The 23667-nt window shown below is 65.4% G+C and carries 17 protein-coding genes; 9 read left to right on the top strand and 8 right to left on the bottom strand.

Annotated features, from left to right (window positions below):
* Position 1: 1 nt before the first annotated feature.
* The 3 genes from LDJ84_RS24125 to LDJ84_RS24115 form a co-directional block, all read right to left on the bottom strand.
* On the bottom strand, positions 2-370 hold the full coding sequence (locus LDJ84_RS24125; RefSeq protein ID WP_024765830.1) for a putative zinc-binding protein: 369 nt from the start codon (positions 368-370) through the stop codon (positions 2-4).
* A gap of 193 nt (positions 371-563) precedes the next feature.
* Positions 564-1217: a two-component system response regulator NarL gene (gene narL, locus LDJ84_RS24120; RefSeq protein WP_024765829.1), complete on the bottom strand. Its 654-nt coding sequence runs from the start codon at positions 1215-1217 to the stop codon at positions 564-566.
* Positions 1214-3076, bottom strand: coding sequence for a histidine kinase (locus tag LDJ84_RS24115; protein ID WP_024765828.1), 1863 nt, complete (start codon positions 3074-3076; stop codon positions 1214-1216). Before LDJ84_RS24115 ends, narL begins: the two co-directional genes overlap by 4 nt.
* Positions 3077-3249: 173 nt before the next feature.
* Between LDJ84_RS24115 and LDJ84_RS24110 the strand changes: the two genes are divergently transcribed.
* From LDJ84_RS24110 to LDJ84_RS24070, 9 genes are all read left to right on the top strand, one after another.
* Positions 3250-4551, top strand: coding sequence for a nitrate/nitrite transporter (locus tag LDJ84_RS24110; protein WP_038803578.1), 1302 nt, complete (start codon positions 3250-3252; stop codon positions 4549-4551).
* A 12-nt stretch (positions 4552-4563) separates the two neighbouring features.
* Complete coding sequence (locus LDJ84_RS24105; protein ID WP_226045529.1) at positions 4564-5970, top strand: NarK family nitrate/nitrite MFS transporter; 1407 nt, start codon at positions 4564-4566, stop codon at positions 5968-5970.
* A 98-nt stretch (positions 5971-6068) separates the two neighbouring features.
* On the top strand, positions 6069-9848 hold the full coding sequence (locus tag LDJ84_RS24100; protein WP_226045528.1) for a nitrate reductase subunit alpha: 3780 nt from the start codon (positions 6069-6071) through the stop codon (positions 9846-9848).
* 11 nt (positions 9849-9859) lie between these two features.
* On the top strand, positions 9860-11407 hold the full coding sequence (gene narH / locus LDJ84_RS24095; protein ID WP_226045527.1) for a nitrate reductase subunit beta: 1548 nt from the start codon (positions 9860-9862) through the stop codon (positions 11405-11407).
* Positions 11408-11424: 17 nt separating this feature from the next.
* Complete coding sequence (gene narJ / locus LDJ84_RS24090) at positions 11425-12165, top strand: nitrate reductase molybdenum cofactor assembly chaperone (protein ID WP_226046615.1); 741 nt, start codon at positions 11425-11427, stop codon at positions 12163-12165.
* Positions 12166-12167: 2 nt separating this feature from the next.
* Positions 12168-12854: a respiratory nitrate reductase subunit gamma gene (gene narI / locus LDJ84_RS24085; RefSeq protein ID WP_037010005.1), complete on the top strand. Its 687-nt coding sequence runs from the start codon at positions 12168-12170 to the stop codon at positions 12852-12854.
* Positions 12855-12971: 117 nt separating this feature from the next.
* On the top strand, positions 12972-13790 hold the full coding sequence (locus LDJ84_RS24080; protein ID WP_226045526.1) for a peptidylprolyl isomerase: 819 nt from the start codon (positions 12972-12974) through the stop codon (positions 13788-13790).
* 161 nt (positions 13791-13951) lie between these two features.
* Positions 13952-14938, top strand: a complete 987-nt coding sequence (gene moaA, locus LDJ84_RS24075; RefSeq protein ID WP_226045525.1) for a GTP 3',8-cyclase MoaA — start codon at positions 13952-13954, stop codon at positions 14936-14938.
* 599 nt (positions 14939-15537) lie between these two features.
* Positions 15538-16332, top strand: coding sequence for an ABC transporter substrate-binding protein (locus tag LDJ84_RS24070; protein WP_169891277.1), 795 nt, complete (start codon positions 15538-15540; stop codon positions 16330-16332).
* 523 nt (positions 16333-16855) lie between these two features.
* Here LDJ84_RS24070 and LDJ84_RS24065 read toward each other — a convergent pair.
* The 5 genes from LDJ84_RS24065 to rhlB all read right to left on the bottom strand — a co-directional run bounded on the left by LDJ84_RS24065 (position 16856) and on the right by rhlB (position 23629).
* Positions 16856-17479 carry a transcriptional regulator gene (locus tag LDJ84_RS24065; protein ID WP_024765819.1) on the bottom strand — a complete coding sequence of 208 codons (624 nt, stop codon included), beginning with the start codon at positions 17477-17479 and terminating at the stop codon, positions 16856-16858.
* 78 nt (positions 17480-17557) lie between these two features.
* A complete protein-coding gene (locus tag LDJ84_RS24060; RefSeq protein ID WP_226045524.1) occupies positions 17558-18688 on the bottom strand; it encodes an NAD(P)/FAD-dependent oxidoreductase in 1131 nt (376 codons plus the stop codon).
* 13 nt (positions 18689-18701) lie between these two features.
* Positions 18702-19649 carry an ornithine cyclodeaminase family protein gene (locus LDJ84_RS24055; protein ID WP_193452099.1) on the bottom strand — a complete coding sequence of 316 codons (948 nt, stop codon included), beginning with the start codon at positions 19647-19649 and terminating at the stop codon, positions 18702-18704.
* A gap of 129 nt (positions 19650-19778) precedes the next feature.
* Positions 19779-21737: a methyl-accepting chemotaxis protein gene (locus LDJ84_RS24050; RefSeq protein WP_038803579.1), complete on the bottom strand. Its 1959-nt coding sequence runs from the start codon at positions 21735-21737 to the stop codon at positions 19779-19781.
* 332 nt (positions 21738-22069) lie between these two features.
* On the bottom strand, positions 22070-23629 hold the full coding sequence (gene rhlB / locus LDJ84_RS24045) for an ATP-dependent RNA helicase RhlB (RefSeq protein ID WP_037007867.1): 1560 nt from the start codon (positions 23627-23629) through the stop codon (positions 22070-22072).
* Between the last annotated feature and the right edge of the window lie 38 nt (positions 23630-23667).

Raw genomic sequence — 23667 nt, 5'->3', positions numbered from 1 at the left:
TTCAGGCCCGGGTGCGCACGAGGAACTGCAGTTCCTCGTAGAGCATCTCGAAGTCCTGCACCGGCGCGTCCTGGCCGTAGCGTTTCTTCAGGCCGTACTCGGTCAGGGTGACCTCGTGCGCGGCCTTCACGCCATGGCGCGCCAGGCAGTTCCGCACGCAGTGCAGGTGACAGCCGTCCACGGCGATGATCGGCCGGCCGGAGCAGGCTGTCTTCACCAGTACCGGCACGTCGCCGCCTACGCCCGCGATACAGGACATCTCCGCCAGACCGTCACGGTCCAGGCGCAGGGCGAGGTCGTTGGCCAATTGCGCGAGATTGGAGCAGCCGGAGCAGGAGTACACGAGGGGCAGGTTCGGCGAGGGCGGCATGGGGACCTCCTGGGTAAGTCCCGCAGTGTCCTGCCGCCGTGGGCTGGCGCGACATGATCTGAATCAAGTCGGCGATTGGACTACTACCAGGGAGGTAGGGCGGATAAAGCGGAAGGCTCTATCCGCCGTCAGACCCGGAGGTGGATAACGCCGTTGGCGTTATGCGCCCGACAAATTGCGTTTGGCGTCGAGGTCAGACCAGATGGTTCTCCACCGCCCACACCGCTGCTTCCACCCGTGAGCGCATGCCCAGCTTGTGCAGCACGCGCTTGACGTGGACCTTCACGGTGCCTTCGGTGATGTCGAGTTTGCGCGCTATCATCTTGTTGCTGTAGCCGTGGGCGAGTTGGCGCAGGATCTGCCGCTCGCGATCGGTCAGCTCCTCGATGCCCTTGGGCCGGTCATCGCCGCGCAGGGCCTGGGCCAGTACCTGGGTCAACTGCGGGCTGATGGTGAGCTGGCCGGTGGCAGCCTGGCGGATGTGTTCGAGCAGGCGCTCGGGTTCCATGTCCTTGAGCAGGTAGCCGTCGGCGCCGGCGCGCAGCACGTTGATCACGTCGTTGCGGTCATCGGAGACGGTGAACACCACGATGCGCGCGTCCTCGCCGTTCTCGCGCAGGGCGCGCAGGGTATCCAGGCCGGTCATGCCCTTCATGTTGAGGTCGAGCAGGATCATGTCCGGTTCCAGCTCCGCCGCCATGCGCAACGCTTCCTCGCCGCTGCCGGCTTCGCCCACCACTTGCAGGTCGTCCTCGAACTCCAGCAACTGGATCACGCCCTTGCGCATCATCGGGTGGTCGTCGACAAGCAGGATGCGCGCGCGGTCATCGGTGGGGGTGGCCGTCATGGGTGGGTCTCCGGGTACTGCGACAGGGGTTTGTGGGTGAAGCGCACGCTGACGCGGGTGCCCTGCGGCTCGCGCGGGGCGATGCTGAAGCTGGCTTCCAGGGTCTGGCTGCGCTCACGCATGATGCTAAGCCCGTAGTGCCCGTTGCGGCTCTGCGCTGGGTCAAAGCCGACGCCGTCATCGTCCACGGTGATGCATACCTGCTCATCCGCATCTTCGCCCAGGGTCACCTTCGCGTGGCTGGCGCCGGCGTGGCGAACCACGTTTGACAGCGCCTCGCGGACGATCTGCAGGATGTGGATTTCCTCGTTGGGGTTGAGCGGGATGTGCGCCAGGCGGTTGTCCAGTTCGATGCCCAGGTTGCCGCGCTCGGCGAACTCTTCCACGGTCTTCACCAGCGCCGCTTCCAGGCTCGACTGCTCCAGGCTCAGGCGGAAGGTGGTGAGCAGTTCGCGCAGCTGGCGGTAGGCGCTGTTGAGGCCTTCGCGCAGTTCGTCGAGGGTTTCCTCGATCTTCTGTGGCGGCACGTCGCGCTTGAGCAGCGTGGCCAGGCGGCTGACCTGGATCTTCAGGTAGGACAGCGACTGCGCCAGCGAGTCGTGCAGCTCGCGGGCGATGGTGCCGCGCTCGGCGAACAGCGCCAGGCGGTTCTCCTGTTCCTGCTGCAGGGTCAGGGCGAAGGTGCGCGCGATGTTGTCGCAGAAGCCTTCGACGAACTGCCGCTGCCAGTCTTCCAACTGGCCGTTGGCGGTTTCGATGAACAACTCGCCGAAGCGATGTTCGCCGATGGATAGCGGCTGCATCAGCAGCGGATTGATGCCCTGGCTTGGCTCGCCGCAATGGTCGGCCTGGGCGCGGCAGTCGCCGCAGTTGCCCTGCAGGCAGAAGCTGCCGGTGATGCCGTCGGTGGTCAGCGAGGAATAGGCGCGCTCGACGCCGTCCTTGTTCAGGCACAGGGTCACCTTGCCGGCCTGCAGCACGCGCTCCAGTTGGTTCAGCAGCGGTTGCAGGGAGCGCTCGTCATACGGGTCCTGGCCCAGGCGGCGGGCACTGTCGTAGAGCAGCTCCAGGCGCTGGTGGCTGTTGGTGAGGGCGCGGGTCTTCTCTTCCACCCGCGCTTCCAGCTCGCGGTAGCTGGCCTGGAGTTCCTCGGCCATCTGGTTGAAGCGCTCGCCCAACTGGCTCAGCTCGTCCTCGCCGCTGCTGCTGACCCGTGCATCGAGGTCGCCTTCGCCCAGGCGGCGGGCGGTCGTGGTGAGTTCGCGCAGTGGGCCGACCACGTGGTAGCTCAGGTCATAGAGGCTGATGAACACCACCAGCAGGCTGAGGAACAGGCACAGCCCCTGCACCGTGCTGAGCATCTGCGAGCGGTATTCGGCATTGCTCTGCAGGGTGCCGACGAAGCCGTCGATGTGGCTGACGAAGGTGTCGAGGGTCGCCAGCGCCGGCGCTTCGGAAAGGTCGAGGTTCTGCAGCTCCTTGCGCAGTTGCGCGTGCTGCTGGCGGATCGGCGCGTCGGCATCCGAGCGGCGCAGCAGGCGGGTGATCTCGTCGTTGTCCAGGCGTGCGGCGAGGGTTGCCTGCAGGGCCTGGCGATTGATCGGCGAGGGGTCCAGCGCCAGGCGGTAGGTGAGCATGCGCAGCGAACCGGCCTGGTTGATCACCGCCGCATCCTGGTGGGAATAGTCGGCGAACAGCAGTGCGCTGAACATACCGGCCAGGGCCAGGGATACCAGCAGGGTGAGGTAGCAGCCGAAGCGCACGACGATGGATTTGCGCAGGGAAGGGCGTCCGGCGGGGGGACTACCCACAAAGAATCGGTCGCTGGCGGAGGGCTCGGGGCGGGACGCCGTGTTCATGCTAAATGCCTTTAAAAACAACAACTTATATATTCGCTTCAGAGATACCCACTAAGGAGTAGCGGCGCGCATCTGCTCACGAATCGCCCTTTCGCTCATTGATGACGATCAAGAGAAGGACGCGAGTCCTTACCTAACGTGCGGGCAAAGGCTGTCAGGAAGTGAGCTTAGCCATGTTGTCCCACCGTCAGAAACAGTACTCCGTGCTCGGCATGAGCACACTGGCGTTCGCCGTGAACTTCGCGGTCTGGACGATGTTTTCGATCATCGGTATCCGCATCAAGGAAGAGCTGGGGCTGTCCGAAGCCCAGTTCGGCCTGATGGTCGCGTTGCCGATCCTTACCGGTTCGCTGGTGCGCTTGCCCCTGGGCTTGATCACCGACCGCTTCGGCGGGCGCCGGGTGTTCTTCATCCACATGCTGCTGGTGGCCATCCCGATCTACGGGCTGGCCTTCGCCACCCTCTACTGGCACTACCTGGTGCTGGGCCTGTTCGTCGGCCTGGCCGGCGGCTCCTTCGCTGTGGGCATCGCCTACACCTCGTCGTGGTTCGAGAAGGAACGCCAGGGTACCGCCATGGGCATCTTCGGCGCCGGTAACGCGGGGGCGGCGATCACCAACCTGGTGGCGCCGATGATCGTCGTCGCCTTCGGCTGGCGCATGGTGCCGCAGATCTACTCGGTGGCCATGCTGGTCACCGCGCTGCTGTTCTGGTTCTGCACCTGGACCGACCCGGCCCACACCAAGGGCGGCGACGCCGACCCGAGCCGCCCGCGGCCGACCCTGGCCAAGCAGCTGGCGCCGCTGGGCGAGCTGCGCGTCTGGCGCTTCGGCCTGTACTACTTCTTCGTCTTCGGCGGCTTCGTCGCCCTGGCCCTGTGGCTGCCCAAGTACTACATCGCCGAGTACGGCCTGGACCTGCGCACCGCCTCCTTCATCACCATGCTGTTCACCCTGCCGTCGGGCCTGATCCGCGCCCTGGGCGGCTGGTTCAGCGACCACTACGGCGCCCGTGCGGTGAACTGGGGCGTGTTCTGGATCTGCCTGGTCTGCCTGTTCTTCCTCTCCTACCCGCCAACCACCATGACCATCCACGGCATCAAGGGTGACGTCAGCCTCGGCATCGGCCTGAACGTCTGGCTGTTCACCTTCCTGGTGTTCGTCGTCGGCATCGCCCAGGGCTTCGGCAAGGCCAGCGTGTACCGGATCATCCACGACTACTACCCGCAAAACATGGGCACCGTCGGCGGCATGGTCGGGGTCATCGGCGGCCTCGGCGGCTTCTGTCTGCCGATCCTGTTCGGCTTCGCCGCCGACCGCATCGGCGTGCGCTCCTCCTGCTTCATGTTGCTGTTCGGCCTGACCGTGGTGTGCATGGTCTGGATGCACTACGCGATCAAGCAGCAACAGCGCCTCGACGGCCAGCCCCGCGCGGCCGATGTCGACGCCTCTCCCATTCCTTCCAGCCACTCCTGAGGTAATGCCGTCATGGGCATGATCGCCAACCCCCAACTCAAAGCCGCCAGAGGCCCGCTGCTGGTCGACTGGCGCCCGGAGGACCCGGAGTTCTGGGCCCGTACCGGCAAGCGCATCGCCGCGCGCAACCTGTGGATCTCGATTCCCGCACTGCTGCTCGCCTTCGCCGTGTGGATGATCTGGAGCACCGTCACCGTGCGCCTGAACGCCGCCGGCTTCAGCTTCAGCAACGACCAGCTGTTCCTGCTCGCCGCGCTGCCGTCGATCTCCGGCGCCACGCTGCGCATTTTCTACTCCTTCATGGTGCCGATCTTCGGCGGCCGCCGCTGGACCGCGCTGTCCACCGCCTCGCTGCTGATCCCCTGCCTCTGGCTGGGCTTCGCCGTGCAGGACCCGACCACGCCGTACTGGGTGTTCGCGACCATCGCGCTGCTGTGCGGCTTCGGCGGCGGCAACTTCGCCTCCAGCATGTCCAACATCAGCTTCTTCTATCCGAAGAACCAGCAGGGCACCGCCCTGGGCCTGAACGCCGGCCTGGGCAATCTCGGTGTGTCGGTGATGCAGTTCGCCGTGCCGCTGGCCGTGGCCGGCGGGCTGTTCGGCGCCTTCGGTGGTGAGCCGGAGACACTTTCCGACGGCACCCGTCTGTGGCTGCAGAACGCTGGCTGGATCTGGGTGCCGTTCATTGCCGTGGTCTCCGTGGCTGCCTGGTTCGGCATGAACGACATCGCCGATGCCAAGGCCTCGTTCCGCGACCAGTCGGTGATCTTCAAGCGCAAGCACAACTGGCTGATGTGCTGGCTGTACGTGGCCACCTTCGGCTCGTTCATCGGCTTCTCCGCCGGCTTCGCCATGCTCAGCAAGACCCAGTTCCCGGACATCAACCCGCTGCAGTACGCCTTCCTCGGCCCGCTGGTGGGCGCCCTGAGCCGCCCGCTCGGTGGCTGGCTGGCGGACAAGTTCGGCGGCGCACGGATCACCCTGTGGAACTACGCGGCGATGATCGCCGGGGTGTTCGCGGTGATCAGCTTCCTGCCGGGTGCCAACGGTGCCGGCAGCTTCTTCGGCTTCCTCGGCTCCTTCATCGCGCTGTTCTTCTTCGCCGGCATCGGCAACGGCAGCACCTTCCGCATGATCCCGGTGATCTTCCGCAACGAGTGGGCCGCGCGCCTGAAGCAGGACGGTTACACCGAAGCCCAGGCGGCCAAGGGCGCGAGCATGGAATCGGCCGCGGTGATCGGCTTCTCCGCCGCCATCGGCGCCTTCGGCGGCTTCTTCATTCCCAAGGCCTTCGGCACCTCGCTGGCCATGACCGGCAGCGCCGAGGGCGCCCTCTACGTCTTCGTCGCCTACTACCTGACCTGCATCGTCGCCACCTGGTGGTGGTACGCGCGCAAGGGAGCCGAGAGCCCCTGCTGATTTCCCCGCGCGGTCAGCCCCGCTGGCCGCGCCACGAACCGTTTCGCGAGCTTGATTAGCGTTTGAACGCCCGGCGCAGACCGGGTGAGGAGATACCGATGAGTTACCTGCTCGACCGCCTGCAGTTCTTCAAGAAGAAGCAGGGTGAATTCGCCGATGGTCACGGCGAAGTCTCCAACGAAAGCCGTGCCTGGGAAAACAGCTACCGGCAGCGCTGGCAGCACGACAAGATCGTTCGCTCTACCCACGGGGTGAACTGCACCGGCTCGTGCTCCTGGAAGATCTACGTGAAGAACGGCCTGATCACCTGGGAAACCCAGCAGACCGACTACCCGCGCACCCGCCCGGACCTGCCCAACCACGAGCCGCGCGGCTGCCCCCGTGGCGCCAGCTACTCCTGGTACATGTACAGCGCCAACCGCCTGAAATACCCCAAGGTGCGCAAGCCGCTGCTCAAGCTCTGGCGTGAAGCCCGCGCCGCCCACAACGACCCGGTGGACGCCTGGGCCAGCATCGTCGAAGACTCCGCCAAGGCCAAGAGCTACAAGAGCGAGCGCGGCCTGGGCGGTTTCATCCGCTCCAGCTGGAGCGAAGTCACCGAGATCATTGCCGCCGCCAACGTCTACACCGCCAAGACCTATGGCCCGGACCGCGTCATCGGCTTCTCGCCGATCCCGGCCATGTCGATGGTCAGCTACGCCGCCGGCGCCCGTTATCTGTCGCTGATCGGCGGCGTGTGCCTGAGCTTCTACGACTGGTACTGCGACCTTCCTCCCGCCTCGCCGCAGATCTGGGGCGAGCAGACCGACGTGCCGGAGTCGGCCGACTGGTACAACTCCAGCTACATCATCGCCTGGGGTTCCAACGTCCCGCAGACCCGTACCCCCGATGCGCACTTCTTCACCGAAGTCCGCTACAAGGGCACCAAGACCGTGGCCGTCACCCCGGACTACTCCGAAGTGGCCAAGCTCACCGACCTCTGGCTCAACCCCAAGCAGGGCACCGACGCCGCATTGGGCATGGCCTTCGGTCACGTCATCCTCAAGGAATTCCACCTCGAGAAACCCAGCGCCTACTTCGTCGACTACTGCCGCCAGTACACCGACATGCCGATGCTGGTGCTGCTCGAACCGCACACCGAAGGCGTGCTCAAGCCGACCCGCTACCTGCGCGCGGCGGACCTCGCCGGCAACCTCGGCCAGGACAACAACCCCGAGTGGAAGACCATCGGCCTCGACGAAATCAGTGGCGAGCTGGTCTCGCCCACCGGCGCCATCGGCTACCGCTGGGGTGAGTCGGGCAAGTGGAACATCGAGGAGAAAGAGGGCGGCACGCAACGCGAAACCCGCCTGGCGCTGAGCCTGATCGATGGCCCGGAAAACGCCTGCGACGTCGGCTTCCCGTACTTTGCCGGGCAGGAACACCCGCACTTCAAGGGCGTGGACAACGACGAGGTGCTGGTGCGCCGCGTACCGTTCCGCGAGTTCACTGGCGCCGAGGGTCAGACCCTGCGCGTCGCCACCGTGTACGACCTGCAGATGGCCAACTACAGCGTCGACCGTGGCCTGGGTGGCCGCAACGTCGCCGCCTCCTATACCGACGCCGACGTGCCCTACACCCCGGCCTGGCAGGCCCGCATCACCGGCGTTCCGGCTGCCCGCGCCATCCAGGTGGCCCGCGAGTTCGCCGACAGCGCCGACAAGACCCACGGCAAGGCCATGGTCATCATCGGCGCCGCGATGAACCACTGGTACCACATGGACATGAACTACCGCGCGGTCATCAACATGCTGATGATGTGCGGCTGCATCGGCCAGAGCGGTGGTGGCTGGGCGCACTACGTGGGCCAGGAAAAACTCCGCCCGCAGACCGGCTGGGTCCCGCTGGCGTTCGGCACCGACTGGAGCCGTCCGCCGCGGCAGATGAACGGCACCAGCTTCTTCTACCTGCACAGCTCGCAATGGCGCCACGAGAAGATCTCGATGCACGAGGTGCTCTCGCCGCTGGCCGATACCAAACAGTTCCCCGAACACGCGCTGGACTACAACATCCGCGCCGAGCGCATGGGCTGGCTGCCGTCCGCCCCGCAGCTCAACCGCAACCCGTTGCACATTGCTGCCGACGCCGAGCGCGCTGGCATCCCGGTGCAGGACTACGTGGTGCGCGAGCTCAAGGCCGGCAACCTGCGCGTGGCTAGCGAACAGCCGGACGACCCGCAGAACTTCCCGCGCAACCTGTTCATCTGGCGCTCCAACCTGCTCGGCTCCTCGGGCAAGGGCCACGAGTACATGCTCAAGTACCTGCTGGGCGCGAAGAACGGCGTGATGAACGACGACCTCGGCAAGGCCGGCGGCCCCTGCCCGGGCGAAGTCGACTGGGTCGATGAAGGCGCTGAGGGCAAGCTGGACCTGGTCACCACCCTGGACTTCCGCATGTCCTCCACCTGCATGTACTCGGACATCGTCCTGCCGACCGCTACCTGGTACGAGAAGGACGACCTCAACACCTCCGACATGCACCCCTTCATCCACCCGCTGTCCGCCGCGACCGATCCTGCGTGGGAAGCGAAAAGCGACTGGGAAATCTACAAGGCCATCGCCAAGAAGTTCTCCGAGGTTTCCGTCGGCCACCTGGGCGTGGAGAAGGACCTGGTCACCGTGCCGCTGCTGCACGACACCGCCAACGAACTCGCGCAGCCCTTCGGCGGCAGCGACTGGAAGAAGGGCGAGTGCGAACCGGTCCCCGGCCGCAGCATGCCGACCCTGCATGTGGTCGAGCGTGATTACCCGAACACCTACAAGAAGTTCACCTCCCTCGGCCCGCTGCTGGACAAACTGGGCAACGGCGGCAAGGGCATCGGCTGGAACACCGAGAAGGAAATCAAGCTGCTCGGCGAGCTGAACCACAAGGTCACCGAGACCGGTATCAGCCAAGGCCGTCCGCGCATCGAAAGCGCCATCGACGCCGCCGAGGTGATCCTCGCCCTGGCGCCGGAAACCAACGGCCAGGTGGCTGTGAAGGCCTGGGAAGCGCTGTCGAAGTTCACCGGCCGCGACCACACCCACCTGGCGCTGCCCAAGGAAGACGAGAAGATCCGCTTCCGCGACGTCCAGGCGCAGCCGCGCAAGATCATCTCCAGCCCGACCTGGTCAGGCCTGGAAGATGAACATGTGAGCTACAACGCCTGCTACACCAACGTCCACGAGATGATCCCGTGGCGCACCCTCACCGGTCGCCAGCAGTTCTACCAGGATCACCCCTGGATGCAGGCCTTCGGCGAGGGCTTCGTCAGCTACCGGCCGCCGGTCAACACCCGCAGCACCGACAAGCTGTTCAACAAGAAGCCCAACGGCAACACCGAGATCACCCTGAACTGGATCACCCCGCACCAGAAGTGGGGCATCCACTCCACCTACAGCGACAACCTGCTGATGCTCACCCTGTCGCGCGGTGGCCCGATCATCTGGATGAGCGAGAACGACGCGAAACGCGCCGGCATCGAGGACAACGACTGGGTCGAAGTCTTCAACGCCAACGGCGCCGCGACCTGCCGCGCGGTGGTCAGCCAGCGCGTGAAGGACGGCATGGTGATGATGTACCACGCCCAGGAACGCATCGTGAACCTGCCGGGCAGCGAGACCACCAAGACTCGCGGCGGCCACCACAACTCGGTGACCCGCGTGGTCCTCAAGCCCACCCACATGATCGGCGGCTACGCCCAGCAGGCGTGGGGCTTCAACTACTACGGCACGGTCGGCTGCAACCGCGACGAGTTCGTCGTGGTGCGCAAGATGAACAAGGTCGACTGGCTCGACGGGCCGGAGCAGGGCGGACTGGGCGGTGACGCTCTGCCGCAACCGCTGCCCCAGGATATTTGAGGATTACTGCCATGAAAATTCGTTCGCAAGTCGGCATGGTGCTGAACCTCGACAAATGCATCGGTTGCCACACCTGCTCGATCACCTGCAAGAACGTCTGGACCAGCCGCGAAGGCGTCGAGTACGCCTGGTTCAACAACGTCGAAACCAAGCCCGGCATCGGTTACCCGAAAGAGTGGGAGAACCAGGAGAAGTGGAAGGGCGGCTGGAAGCGTAACGCCGACGGCTCCATCGTCCCGCGCATCGGCGGCAAGTTCCGCGTGCTGGCGAACATCTTCGCCAACCCGGACCTGCCGGAAATCGATGACTACTACGAGCCCTTCGACTTCGACTACCAGCACCTGCACACCGCGCCCAAGGCCCAGCACCAGCCGGTCGCCCGGCCGCGCTCGCTGGTCTCCGGCCAGCGCATGCAGAAGATCGAATGGGGCCCCAACTGGGAGGAAATCCTCGGTACCGAATTCGCCAAGCGCCGCAAGGACAAGAACTTCGACCAGATCCAGGCGGACATCTACGGCGAGTACGAAAACACCTTCATGATGTACCTGCCGCGCCTGTGCGAGCACTGCCTGAACCCGGCGTGCGTGGCATCGTGCCCGAGCGGCGCGATCTACAAGCGCGAGGAAGACGGCATCGTCCTGATCGACCAGGACAAGTGCCGCGGCTGGCGCATGTGCATCAGCGGTTGCCCGTACAAGAAGATCTACTTCAACTGGAAGAGCGGCAAATCCGAGAAGTGCATCTTCTGCTACCCGCGCATCGAGGCCGGCCAGCCGACCGTCTGCTCGGAAACCTGCGTGGGCCGCATCCGTTACCTCGGCGTGCTGCTGTATGACGCCGACCGCATCCATGAAGTGGCCACCTGCGAGAACGAGCGCGAGCTGTACCAGAAGCAGCTGGAAATCTTCCTCGATCCGTTCGACCCGAAAGTGATCGAGCAGGCCCGCAAGGACGGCGTACCGGACAGTGTCATCGAGTCCGCGCAGAAGTCGCCGGTGTACAAGCTGGCCATGGACTGGAAGCTGGCCCTGCCGCTGCACCCGGAATACCGCACGCTGCCGATGGTGTGGTACGTGCCGCCGCTGTCGCCGATCCAGAACGCCGCCTCCGAAGGCCATATCGGCAGCGACGGGGTGATCCCGGACGTCGAGTCCCTGCGCATTCCCGTGCAATACCTGGCCAACCTGCTGACCGCCGGCGATACCGCGCCGGTGCTGCTGGCCCTCAAGCGCCTGCTGGCCATGCGCGCCTACAAGCGTGCCGAGCATGTCGAAGGCAAGCAGGACCTGGCGGTGCTGGAGAAGGTCGGCCTGTCGGTCAACCAGGTGGAAGAGATGTACCGCTACCTGGCGATCGCCAACTACGAAGACCGTTTCGTCATCCCGACTGCCCACCGCGAGGAAGCGCTGTCGGATGCCTTCGCCGAGCGTTCGGGTTGCGGCTTCAGCTTCGGCAACGGTTGCTCCAGCAGCTCTGGCAGCAATTCTGGCGTCAACCTGTTCGGCGGCAAGGCCGTGGACCAGCGCAACGTCATCCAGACCGTGCAGATACAGGAGTGACGACCATGGCCATCTCAATGGAAAGTCACAGCCAACTGCTCAAGCTCAGCGCCCTGATGCTGGACTACCCACGCGTTGAACTGCGTGAGGAAAGCCTGGCCCTGCATGCGCTGATCCGCACCTGCAACCTGCCCGAACAGCAGCGCGACGGCCTCGCCGCGCTGCTCAACGAGCTCTGCAAGGGCGACATCCTCGATGTACAGGCGAGCTACGACGGCCTGTTCGAGCGCGGTCGCTCGGTCTCGCTGCTGCTCTTCGAACACGTGCACGGCGAAAGCCGTGACCGTGGCCAGGCGATGGTCGACCTGATGGACCGCTACACCCAGGCGGGCCTGGTCATCGACGTCAACGAGCTGCCGGACTACCTGCCGCTGTACCTGGAGTTCCTCGCCCTGCAGGACGCCGAGTCGGCCCGCGCCGGCCTGGCCGAAGTCGCCCACATCCTCGCGCTGATCGCCCAGCGCCTGGAAGAACGCGGCAGCGCCTATGCGGCGATCTTCAACAGCCTGCTGGAGCTGTCCGGCGAGCAGCCGGACCTCGGTGCGCTCAAGCGCGACCGCGAGCAGGAAGTGCGCGACGACAGCCTGGAGGCCATCGACAAGGCTTGGGAGGAAACCCCGGTGAGCTTCACCGAGCCCGCCGTTGGTTGCCCGTCCACCAGCGCCCGCCGCGTGTCCACGTCCGCCGAACAACCCATGCAGTGGGTCGCCCAGCCGGTGCCGCAGATGCAGTACCGGGCGGCCAGAGAAGGAGTCTGAACATGTCCCTCGATCTTCTAGCGTTCGGGATCTACCCCTATGTCGCGCTCGCCATCTGCCTGATCGGCAGCTGGGCGCGCTTCGACCTTTCGCAATACACCTGGAAAGCCGGCTCCAGCCAGATGCTGAGCAAGAAGGGCATGCGGGTCTACAGCAACCTGTTCCATGTCGGTGTACTGTTCATCCTCGCCGGCCACTTCGTCGGCCTGCTGACCCCGCACGCGGTCTACGAGCACCTGATCAGCACCGAGCAGAAGCAACTGCTGGCGATGGTCTCCGGCGGCTTCTTCGGCATCCTCTGCTTCATCGGCCTGACCGGCCTGATCCTGCGCCGCCTGACTAACGAGCGCGTACGCGCCACGGGGAATGCGTCGGACCTGATGATCCTGCTGGTGCTCTATGTCCAGCTGATCCTCGGCCTGTCGACCATCGTCGCCTCCACCCATCACCTGGATGGCTCGGTGATGGTCATGCTCGCCAACTGGGCGCAGTCCATCGTCACCTTCCAGCCGCTGGCCGCGGCCGAGGCCATCGCTCCGGTCTCGCTGGTCTACAAGCTGCACGTGACCCTCGGCCTGACGCTGTTCGTACTGTTCCCCTTTACCCGCCTGGTGCACATCGTCAGCGCCCCGGTGTGGTACTTCGGCCGCCGCTACCAGGTCGTCCGTACCAAGCGTCGCGCCGTGTGATGAAGCGGCGGATAACGCTGGCGCGTTATTCGCCCTACCTGATGCTCTCCCCCTCTCCCTTCATGGGGGGGACGCCCAGTTAGAGGGTCGGGGAGAGGGTTACTGGAGGTAATCGAAATGAGTTGCTCCCACTACGAAGCCAAGGTCGAACACGTCGACCTGCCTGCCATCTCTGTCAACGGCGTCGCCATCGCCGAGGACGAACTGGCTCGCGAACTGCAATACCATCCCGCCTCCAGCCACGCTGAAGCGCTGTACTCCGCCTGCCGTGCCCTGGTGGTGCGCCAACTGCTGGTGCAACGCGCCGCAGAGCTAGGCGTGACGGGGCAGGTCGAGGAGGGCGAGGCCGCCGAAGAGGCGAACATCCGCGCCCTGATCGACCGTGAAGTCGGCGTACCCGAGGCCGACGAAGCCAGCTGCCGGCAATGGTACGAAGCCAACCCGACTCGCCTGACCTCGCCCTGGCGCATGCGTCTGCGCCATGTGCTGCTCGGTTGCGCGCCGGATGACCTGGAAGGCCGCGCCAAGGCCCGTGAACAGGCCGAAGAACTGCTCGCCGAACTGCGCGAGCACCCCGAACGCTTCGCCGAAAAGGCCATGCGCTTCTCCGACTGCCCGTCGAAAGACGAGGGCGGTGAACTGGGCTGGATCGAACCGGGACAGACCGTTCCCGAGTTCGAGAAGCGCCTGCTGCAACAGCAACCCGGCCTGCTTGGTCATCCGCTGGAAAGCCGCTACGGCCTGCACGTGGTCGAGTTGCTAGAGCGTGAAGGCGGAGAGCCGCTGGACTTCCAGCAGGCGCGCCCGCGTATCGCCGGCTACCTTCGCGCCCAGGTGCTGCAGCGCGCCGTCAGCCAGTACATCAGCGTGCTGGCCGGCGAGGCGCGGATTGATGGTTTCGTCTTCGACGGGGCGGAGTCGCCGCTGGTGCAATGATCTGTTACGCAGCCCTATGAGAGGTCGTATCGGTGTGCGCATCGGCACTTCCTTTGTTGCAACGTCAGGCGAGAGTCGTACTCGCCGCTGCTTCGATCTGCCCCCTCCCCCTCTGGGAGAGGGCTGGGGTGAGGGGTAGTGGTGTCCCAGGAGCTAAAACCATGTCCGAATGGATCGACGGCCAAGGCCGCAAGATCGACTACCTGCGCCTGTCCGTGACCGACCGCTGCGACTTCCGCTGCGTCTACTGCATGTCGGAAAACATGCGCTTCCTGCCGCGCCAGCAAGTACTGACCCTGGAAGAGATCGAACGGGTAGCTCGGCTCTTCGTCGAGCGCGGCGTGAAGAAGCTGCGCCTTACCGGCGGCGAACCGCTGGTGCGCCCCGGCATCGTCCACCTCTGCGAACGCCTTGCTGCGCTGCACGGCCTGCGCGAACTGTGCTTGACCAGCAACGGCTCGCAGCTCACCCGCTTGGCCGGCGATCTGAAGGCGGCCGGCCTTTCCCGCCTCAACATCAGCCTCGACACACTCGATGCGCAACGCTTCGCCGCCATCACTCGCACCGGTCGCCTGGAACAGGTGCTGCGCGGTATCGACGCCGCCCAGCAGGCCGGCTTCGAGCGCATCAAGCTCAACTGCGTAGTGATGAAAGGCCGCAACGCCGACGAGGTACCGGCGCTGGTGGACTACGCCATCGCCCATGGGCTGGACATCAGCTTCATCGAGGAAATGCCGCTGGGCCAGGTGGGCCGCGAGCGTGAGGAAAGCTTCTACTCCAGCGATGAAGTCCGCGCGCTGATCGCCGAACACCACGAACTGCTGGACAGCGCCGAACACAGCGGCGGCCCCGCGCGCTACGTGCGCCTGGCCCAGCATCCGGGCACGCGTATCGGCTTCATCTCGCCGCATTCGCATAACTTCTGCTCGACCTGCAATCGCCTGCGACTGACCGCCGAAGGTCGCCTGCTCCTGTGCCTGGGCCACGAAAACTCCCTGGACCTGCGCGGCCTGCTGCGCCGCCATCCGCTGCATGACGAGCCCGTTCTCGAGGCCCTGCGCGGCGCCCTGCAGCGCAAGCCGGCCCGCCACGAATTCAGCGTTGGCGACGTGCAGGTGCTGCGCTTCATGAACCTCAGCGGCGGCTGAAACAGACCTCCCTTGGCGGGCCTTGCGCCCGCCCTTTGCCTTGCTTGCATCCATCGCCAGCTAACGCTGAACTCTGCCTCCACGCCGATCAGCCCCCTCTCCCCTTGGGAGAGGGTTGGGGTGAGGGCGGCCCTTGCTCCAGGTTTTCAAGCGCAGCGCTTTACTCCAAACAAAAGAAAAGCCCCTGCGACATGAGCGTATCGCGGGGGCTCTGGGCATCTGCCAAAGGTATAACCGTGGAAGCTACGGTAAATCATGCGAAAGAATCGTTTCGAATCCTCCTCGGATCGCCTTGGAACGCCTCCCAGACTAAGGCTGTAGCCCAGCGCGCGACATTCCTCCGAAGGAGTAGGGCTGCGGTCGCAAAAGGGAGTGTGCCGTGCGGTCGCAGGGCGATTGACGTTGTGTACTTTTTAGTCCAGATTGGATTTTAAGTTTACGCGCCAGTGCGCGTGGACGAACGATAACAAGCTGGTCGCCTGGGTCAGGGCAAGGCAATGCCGCTGCAACGCGCCACGTTGCGCCCCTGGACGAATCACAAGACACCGATACTTCTCTGCCAAGACGCAGCGGCCGGCCGCCCGGCCCTGTCACCGAACATGCCACGGAGTTCATCGATGAATCGCAAAGCCCTGCTGGGCGGCCTGATGCTGGCCGCTTTCGCCACCTTCTCCCATGCCGACGACAAGCCGCTGCGCATCGGCATCGAGGCGGCGTACCCGCCCTTCGCCTACAAGACCCCTGAAGGCGGCATCGCCGGCTTCGACTACGACATCGGCAATGCGCTGTGCGAAGAGATGAAGCGCAAATGCCAGTGGGTCGAGCAGGAATACGACGGCCTGATCCCCTCGCTGAAGGTGCGCAAGATCGACGCCGCGCTGTCCTCCATCACCATCACCGAAGAGCGCAAGCACTCGGTGGACTTCACCCACAAGTACTACTTCACCCCGGGCCGCCTGGTGATGAAGGAAGGCTCGCAGCTGGACGAGCAGTTCAGCCAGCTCAAGGGCAAGAACATCGGCGTGCAGCGCGGCTCCACCGCCGACCGCTTCGCCACCGAAGTGCTGGGCAAGGCCGGCGCCAACGTGGTGCGCTACACCAGCCAGGACGAGATCTACCTGGACCTGCTAGCGGGTCGCCTGGACGGCACCTTCGCCGACTCCATCCCGCTCGAAATCGGCTTCCTGGAAACCCCGCGCGGCAAGGGCTTCGCCTTCATCGGTCCGGAGTTCAAGGACCCGAAATACTTCGGCGAAGGCGCCGGCATTGCGGTGCGCAAGGGCAATACCGAACTGGTCGGCCAACTGAACGCCGCCATCGACGCACTGCGCGCCAGCGGCAAGTACAAGGAAATCGAAGGCAAGTACTTCAAGAGTGATATCTACGGGGACTGATTTGCCCGTTGAGTTGCAGCTAAGGCCGCCTTCGGGCGGCCTTTTTCGTTGCGCCGAAATGCTCTTCGTAGGATGGGTGGAGCGAAGCGATACCCATGCTGTCCCGTGCGCGGTCTTTTCGTTGGGATGGGTGTATTTGCGCCGCTTCGGTGTGCGCGGGAACTTCTTGTTTCGCCCCCTCGGGCGAGTCCCTTTTGTCAAACGCCACAAAAGGAACCAAAAAGTCTTGCCCCGGACATCCGGTTTTTCGCTTAGGCGAAAAATGCCCTCGTTGAACCGAAGTTTCAGGGGCACGCCACGACGGGCCATCCCTGGCCCATCGTGGCTCTCGCGACATCCATGTCGCTCAACCCCCGAAACTCCGCTTCAACGAGGCCTCCTGAACGGGGCATCCGGCGTGTGCGGACGTTTCTCTGGAAGATTTTTAAAAGCCAAAGCCAAAGCCAAAGCCAAAGCCGTGCGTTCTCTTGTAGGAGCGAGCTTGCTCGCGAACCGGAGCGAAAAACGCGGGTAAGGAGTCGGCTCACACCTCCTCCTTCAACTCCTTCAGGTGCTTGTACACCGTCGCCCGCCCCATGTTCAGCACATTGGCCACGTAGTTCGCCGCGCTCTTGCCCTTGAACGCGCCCTCCGCGTGAAGGGCCAGGACCAGCTCGCGCTTGTGATCACGGCTGAGGGTGGAGAGGCTCAGCTGGCGCTGCCGTAACCAGGCATGGAGGAAGGTGTTGATGCGCTCCTGCCAGTCATCGCGGAATAGAGCGTCCGGCTGCGGGACGATCTTGTTCGAGGAGAGGAACAGGTCGAGCGCCGCCTTGGCGGTCTCGAACAGGGTGATGTTGAGGTTGATGCACAGCACTGCCAGCGGTTCGCCCTTGGCGTCGCGCAGGACGGTGCTGATGGAGCGGATCTTCTGGCCGTCCCAGTTGAGCTTCTCGTAGGGGCCGATGTTGCGTTCGTCGTGGCCGCCTTCGAGCATGTCTTCCAGCGCCGAATCGTCGCCGATCTCGCGCTTGGAGATGTTGTTCGCCAGGTACGCCACGCGCTGGTTGCGCAGGTCGTGGATGACCACTTCGGCGTGGGGGAAGAACAGCGCGGCGATGGCGTCGGCGATGGCCTTGTAGTTGTCCAGCGGATCAGCGGCGGTCATGGGCAAGGCTCTCGAAGGCGATGAAGCGGGCGCTGGCGAGTGTGCCGCAAGCGCCCGCGGGCTGTCACGGGCGACGGCTCACTTGGCCAGCAGGCGCGCCGGGGAAAGCATCTGGGCGTTCAGGCCGTGGCGGGCCAGGTGCTCCGGCAGGGCTTCATGGCGGATCAGCGCGGCGCTGGCTTCGCCCATGGCGGCCGAAGTCTGGATGCCATAGCCACCCTGGCCGGCGACCCAGTACAGGCCGGGCGTGGCCGGGTCGTAGCCGGACACCAGGTCGCCGTCGGCGAAGAACGAGCGCAGACCGGCCCAGGTGTGGCTCGGGCGGCGGATGCTTAGCGTGGTGTGTTCTTCGATCTGGTAGATGCCCATGGCGATGTCCAGCTCTTCGGGCTGCACGTCGTGGGGTTCCACCGGGTCGGCGTTGGCCGGCGAGCCGAGCAGCATGCCGGCGTCGGGCTTGAAGTAGAAGGATTCGTCCAGGCTGACCAGCACCGGCCAGGCGTGGCTGTCCACACCCTCCGGCGGGCTGAACAGGAAGGCGGCGCGGCGCTTGGGCGTCAGGCCCAGAGGGGCGGCGCCGGCCAACTCGGCGATCCTGTCGCACCAGCCGCCGGCGGCGTTGACCAGCACCGGCGCGCGGTAGGTCTGCTGCGCGCAGCGTACTTCCCAGGCGTTGCCAATACGGTTGATTTCCAGGGCTTCGCTGTCCAGTTGCACGCTGCCGCCGTTGCGCCGGATGCCGCGCAGGTAGCCCTGCAGCAGGCCATCGGTGTCGATGTCGGCGGCGCTGGGGTCAAGCATCGCGCCGTGGACTTTTTCCCGGCGCAGCACGGGGACGATGGCGCAGGCTTCATCGGCACTGAGCAGGCGCATCTGCGGCACGCCCGCCTTTGCACTCTCATATTGGCGCTGGAGTTCCTCCGGGTTGCCTTCGAAGTCCACGGTCATCTCGCCCCGCGGGGTGAGGATCGGGTGTTCGACGAAGCCTTCCGGCGGATTGTCGAAGAAGGCACGGCTGGCGGCGGTCAGCGCACGTACCTGCGGCGTGCCGTAGGCGACGGTATAGAGCGCTGCCGAGCGGCCGGTGGAGTGGTAGCCGGCGTGGGACTCGCGCTCCAGCACGGCGACCTTGCCGTGGCGGGAGAGGAAGTAGCCGGTGGAGGCGCCGGCAATGCCGCCGCCGATGATGAGGAAGTCGACTTCGATCATGTTCGTCTCCGGCTCAGGCGTTCTTGCGTTGCAGATGGTAGAGCGCATTGGCCAGGGCGACGTCTTCCAGACCCAGGCCGATGGAGCGGAAGAAGGCGTGGCGCTGGTAGTCCGGCTTGGCGGCGCGAGCGCTGACCAGCTCCGGCAGGTCGCCGAGGATGTTGCCATCCCAGCCGTGCTCCTCGCGGGCCAGACGCATTTCGCCGGCGGAGGCCGGGGTGGTGGCGCGGTAGTCGCAGTACACGTCCATCTGCGACAGCGACTGCGGCGGGACTTCGTGAGCGCGAGCGACGTTGGTGCTGATGGAGGTGATCAGCGCCGGCTTGGACAGGATCGACGGATCGAGCACCGGGGTGCCGGACGAGGTGCACAGCAGCACCACATCGGCGTCGGCCACGGCGGCTTCGACACTGGTGGCGGGTTCTGCGCGGGAATCGATGGCGCCGAACTGGGCCAGCACGCCGGCGTTCAGGTTCGGCGAGTAGACGCGGATGCTCTGCCAGTCCCGCAGGCCGGCGACGTAGCGCAGGTGTGCGCGGGCTACCGGGCCGCTGCCGACGATGGCCAGGCGCTTGGCGTCCGGACGGGCCAGTTCCTGCACCGCCAGGGCGGTGGTGGCGGCGGTGCGCGCGGTGGTCAGGCTGCCGGCGTCGCACAGCAGCAGCGGCTGGCCGCTCTCCATGGACATCAGCAGGCTCCACGCGGTCACCAGCGACTTGGGCTGGCGCACGATGTACGGCGAGGTCTTCACGCCGTAGACCTTCTGCGAGGCCAGCACGCCCAGGTAGTTGATGAAGTCGCCGCCGCCGTGGGGGAATTCCACCAGTTGCTGCGCGGGTTGCACGGCGCTGCCGGCGGCCAGTTCGACGAACATGTCGCGCATGGCCTGGAGCACGTCGACCTGTTCCAGCAGGCGTTCGGCGTCGGCCTGGTTGAGGGTGAAAGGCGTGGCGGCGGACATGGCGGGACTCCAGAAGTGGATTTATTTTTCCATTCTGGACTCTATTGTCTTTATCGACAAGCGCGCCTGGTCGGATGGGCACCTTTTAGGAGCGAGCTTGCTCGCTCCTAAAAGGTGAGACGCTCGGGTTTACAGCTTGAACTGCGCCACCAGCTCTTCCTGGCTGCCTGCCACGCGGCGCAGGTGTTCGCCACAGTCGCGGGTATGCGCGGCGGTCTTGCGGTTTTCCACGGTCATGTCGCTCAGCCGGTGCATGTGCTGGTTCACTTCCTGGGTCGTCGCGGCCTGCTGTTCGGCGGCGGCGGCGATCTGGAAGGCCATGGCGTGCACGCCCTGCAGGGACTCGTCCAGTGCGCCGAGGGCTTCGATCACCGCCTGGGTGTCCTGCTCCAGGGTATGGGCCTGCTCGCTGGCGCCGCTCATGCTCGACTGGGCCTGGACGGAGGAGTCGCCGAGGCTGCCGACGATGGCGACGATCTCGTCGGTGGCGCTGCGGGTGCGCTGGGCGAGGCTGCGCACCTCGTCGGCGACCACGGCGAAACCACGGCCCGCCTCGCCGGCGCGGGCGGCTTCGATGGCGGCGTTGAGGGCGAGCAGGTTGGTCTGCTCGGCGATGGAGCGGATCACATCGAGCACCGAGCCGATCTGCTGGCTTTCGCCGGCCAGGGTCTGCACGACGCCGTCGGCCTGGCGCAGGCCGACCAGCAACTGGTCCTGGCGGCCGATCATGTGCTGCAGGGTACCCTGCATGGCGACGAAGGCCTGGCGCGCGGCGGCGCTGCCGTCGGCACTGCGGCTGGCGCTGCCGGCGATTTCCTGCACGGTGGCGGCCATCTGGTCGACGGCGCTGACCACCATTTCCAGCGCTTCCTGCTGCTGGTCGAGGTGGTTGCTGGTGCGTCCGGCGGCGTCGAGGATGTCGCCGCTGGCATCGCCCACGGCCTCGCTGGCCTGGCGCAGGCGCTCGACCACCTGGCGCCAGGCCGTGGTCATTTCGCGCAGGGCCTGCATCAGGCCGCTGCTGGCGCTGGCATCGTCGCTCAGGCGCAACTCGCCGTTGGCCAGGCGCTGGGCCAGCGCCGCCATGCTCGCTGGTTCGCCGCCCAGCGGGCGCATCACGCTGCGGCTGACCAGCCAGGTGCCGGCTGCGACGCCGAGCAGGGTCAGGACGCCGAGCACGAGGATTTGCCACATCAGCTTGCGCACCGGGGCGAAGGCCTGGGCCTGGTCCATTTCCGCCACCAGTGCCCAGTGCACACCGTCGAGGTTCAGCGGGACGAAGGACTTCAGTGCCGGTTCGTTGCTCAGGCCAACCTCGGCGAGCCGGCCCTGTTCGCCGGCCAGGGCTTTGGCGATGGCCTCGCCGGGCAGGCTGGTGGGTGTCTCCTTGTCGCGGCGTACGTGGTGGTCGGCAAAGCGCACCGAGTCCGAGCGCAGGCTGCCGTCGCCGCCTACCAGATAGGTTTCCCCGGCTTCACCCAGGCCCTGGCGGTTCTGCATCACCTCGTTGATCGCCGCCAGCGGCAGCTCGAGCACCAGCAGCAGTTGCAGCTTGCCGTTGTCCTTGATCGGCGCGGCCAGCCATTGCACCGGCTGCTGGTCGTTGGGCGCCTGCTCCAGGTCGCTGATGCTGGCCTTGCCGCTGTCCAGCGCGGTGCGGATGAACGTGCCGAAAGCGGTGTCGCGCCATTGCGGATCACCGATGTTCTGCTGGTAGTCGACGCCGCGGCCGAGGCTGAACACCACCTTGCCGTCACCGGCCACCAGGCGCAGTTCGCGGTAACCGAAGGTCTTGATGAAGTTCTCGAACACCGGGCGGTCGTAGTTGGCTGTGGTGACCAGGGACTCGCTGTCCAGCCCGGCGTAGTTGCTGCCCAGGTTGGTGGCGAGGCTGCTGAGCTGGTCGTTGCGGGCCTTCCAGGCGTCCATCAGCTGTCGCTGCTTGATGCTGGCGACCGCCTCCAGGGCGTTGAGGCTTTGTTCTTCGAGGGCCCGGCTGGCCTGGAGATAGACCACGATGGCCATCACCAGGACGGGGATCAGGCCGACCGAGAGGAAACTCAGAGCAAGTTTGGCGCGCAAGGGCATGGGAGGATTCCGACGAGTTCTTGGAATTGTTCTCGCGTGCTTTGCAAGAAGCGTGCGAATTTTTTTACGTCTGTAAATAAAACTGAGCGGAAATGGCCGGGGCGGGGCTGATTTCGTGACAGGGATGGCGCGGTGCCATTGTTTGCGGGGAATCCCGCACGGTCGTCCCAGCGGGTCCGGCGGGAAAAACGCGAGGCTCTGGCGCGGGGACCGGCGTGTGTTTCAGCGGAGGAGAGGGGTGACGTCACCGGACGTAACGTCGATGGAAACAAAAAAGGCGAAGCCAGGTGGCTTCGCCTTGTTTTGGAGCAGAAAGCTGGTGCAGCGGCGGATCAGTGCTTGCGCGGAACCGGCTTGAGCAGCTCGGTGGGGGGCATCTCGCAGTTGATCTTGCGGCCCAGCAGTTCCTCGATCGGCGGCAGGGCGAAGGCATCGTCCTCGCCGGCGAAGCTGATGGACGTACCGGTGCTGCCGGCGCGGCCGGTACGGCCGATGCGGTGCACGTAGTCGTCCGGATCCTCGGGCAGGGTGAAGTTGATCACGTGGCTGATGCCGTCGACATGGATGCCGCGGCCGGCGACGTCGGTGGCGACCAGCACGCGGATCTTGCCCTCGCGGAAGCCTTCCAGGACCTTGATGCGCTTGTGCTGCGGCACGTCGCCGGACATCTGGGCGGCGCTGATGCCGTCCTTGGTCAGGCGTTCCTCGATGCGCCGCACTTCGTCCTTGCGGTTGGCGAAGACCATTACGCGGGTCCAGTCGTTCTGCGCGATCAGGTTGTACAGCAGCTTGTACTTGTCGCTGCCGGCAACGGCGTAGACGTGCTGCTCGACGGTATCGCTGGCGACGTTCTCCGGCTCGATCTCGACGATGGCCGGGTCGACGGTCCACTGCTTGGCCAGGTTCATCACGTCGTCGGTGAAGGTGGCGGAGAACAGCAGGGTCTGGCGTTCGCCCTTGTAAGGGGTCTGGCGGATGATCTGGCGGACCTGCGGGATGAAGCCCATGTCGAGCATGCGGTCGGCTTCGTCCAGTACCATCACCTCGACCATGTCCAGGTGCACCTCGCCGCGCTGGTTGAAGTCCAGCAGGCGGCCTGGGGTTGCCACGAGGATGTCGCAGAAGCGCGATTCCAGGGTCTTGAGCTGTTTGTCGAAGTCCATGCCGCCGACGAAACTCATGACGTTCAGGCCGGTGTACTTGGCCAGACCGACGGCATCCTTGGCGATCTGCACCACCAGTTCGCGGGTCGGCGCGATGATCAGCGCACGCGGCTCGCCCATGTAGCGCTCTTTGGGCGGCGGGGTCTGCAACAGCTGGGTGATGATCGAGATGAGGAACGCGGCGGTCTTGCCGGTGCCGGTCTGGGCACGGCCGATGGCGTCCTGGCCGCGCAGGGTGAAGCCCAGTACCTGCGCCTGGATCGGCGTGCAGTAGGGGAAGCCCAGGTCATGGATGGCATGCATCAGACGCGGGTCGAGGTTGAAGTCGTGGAAACGGGTCTTGCCTTCGGCCGGCTCGACGACGAAGTCTTCCAGCTTCCAGTTATCGACCACCGGCGGGCGCGGCTTGCGTTCGCGGCGCGGCTTGTCGGCCCTGGGCTCGCGGGGCTTGTCGGCGCCTTCGGTCTTTGCGGGCTCGGCCTTGGCTGCCTGGTCGCGTTTTTCGCCACGTTCACCTTTGTCGGAACGCTCGGCGCGGGGTTTGTCGCTCTTCGGGCCGCGGGCCGGTTTCTCCGCGGATTCGCCTTCCGGGCGCGGGTTGCGCGGTTTGCGCGGACGTCTTTCACCGCTCTGGGCGGGCTTTTCTGCGGCGGGAGCGGGGGCCGCTGGCGTGGCCACGGGTTGCTCGCCGTCGCCCTTGCTGAAGATTTTCTTGAGTGCTTTAAGCACGGCTGTCTCGTGTTGGTTAAGGAATGAACGGCCGCCAG

It is taken from the genome of Pseudomonas sp. HS-18 (assembly GCF_020401845.1).
GTDB lineage: Bacteria > Pseudomonadota > Gammaproteobacteria > Pseudomonadales > Pseudomonadaceae > Pseudomonas > Pseudomonas nitroreducens.
This window is presented reverse-complemented; position numbering and strand designations above follow the sequence as displayed.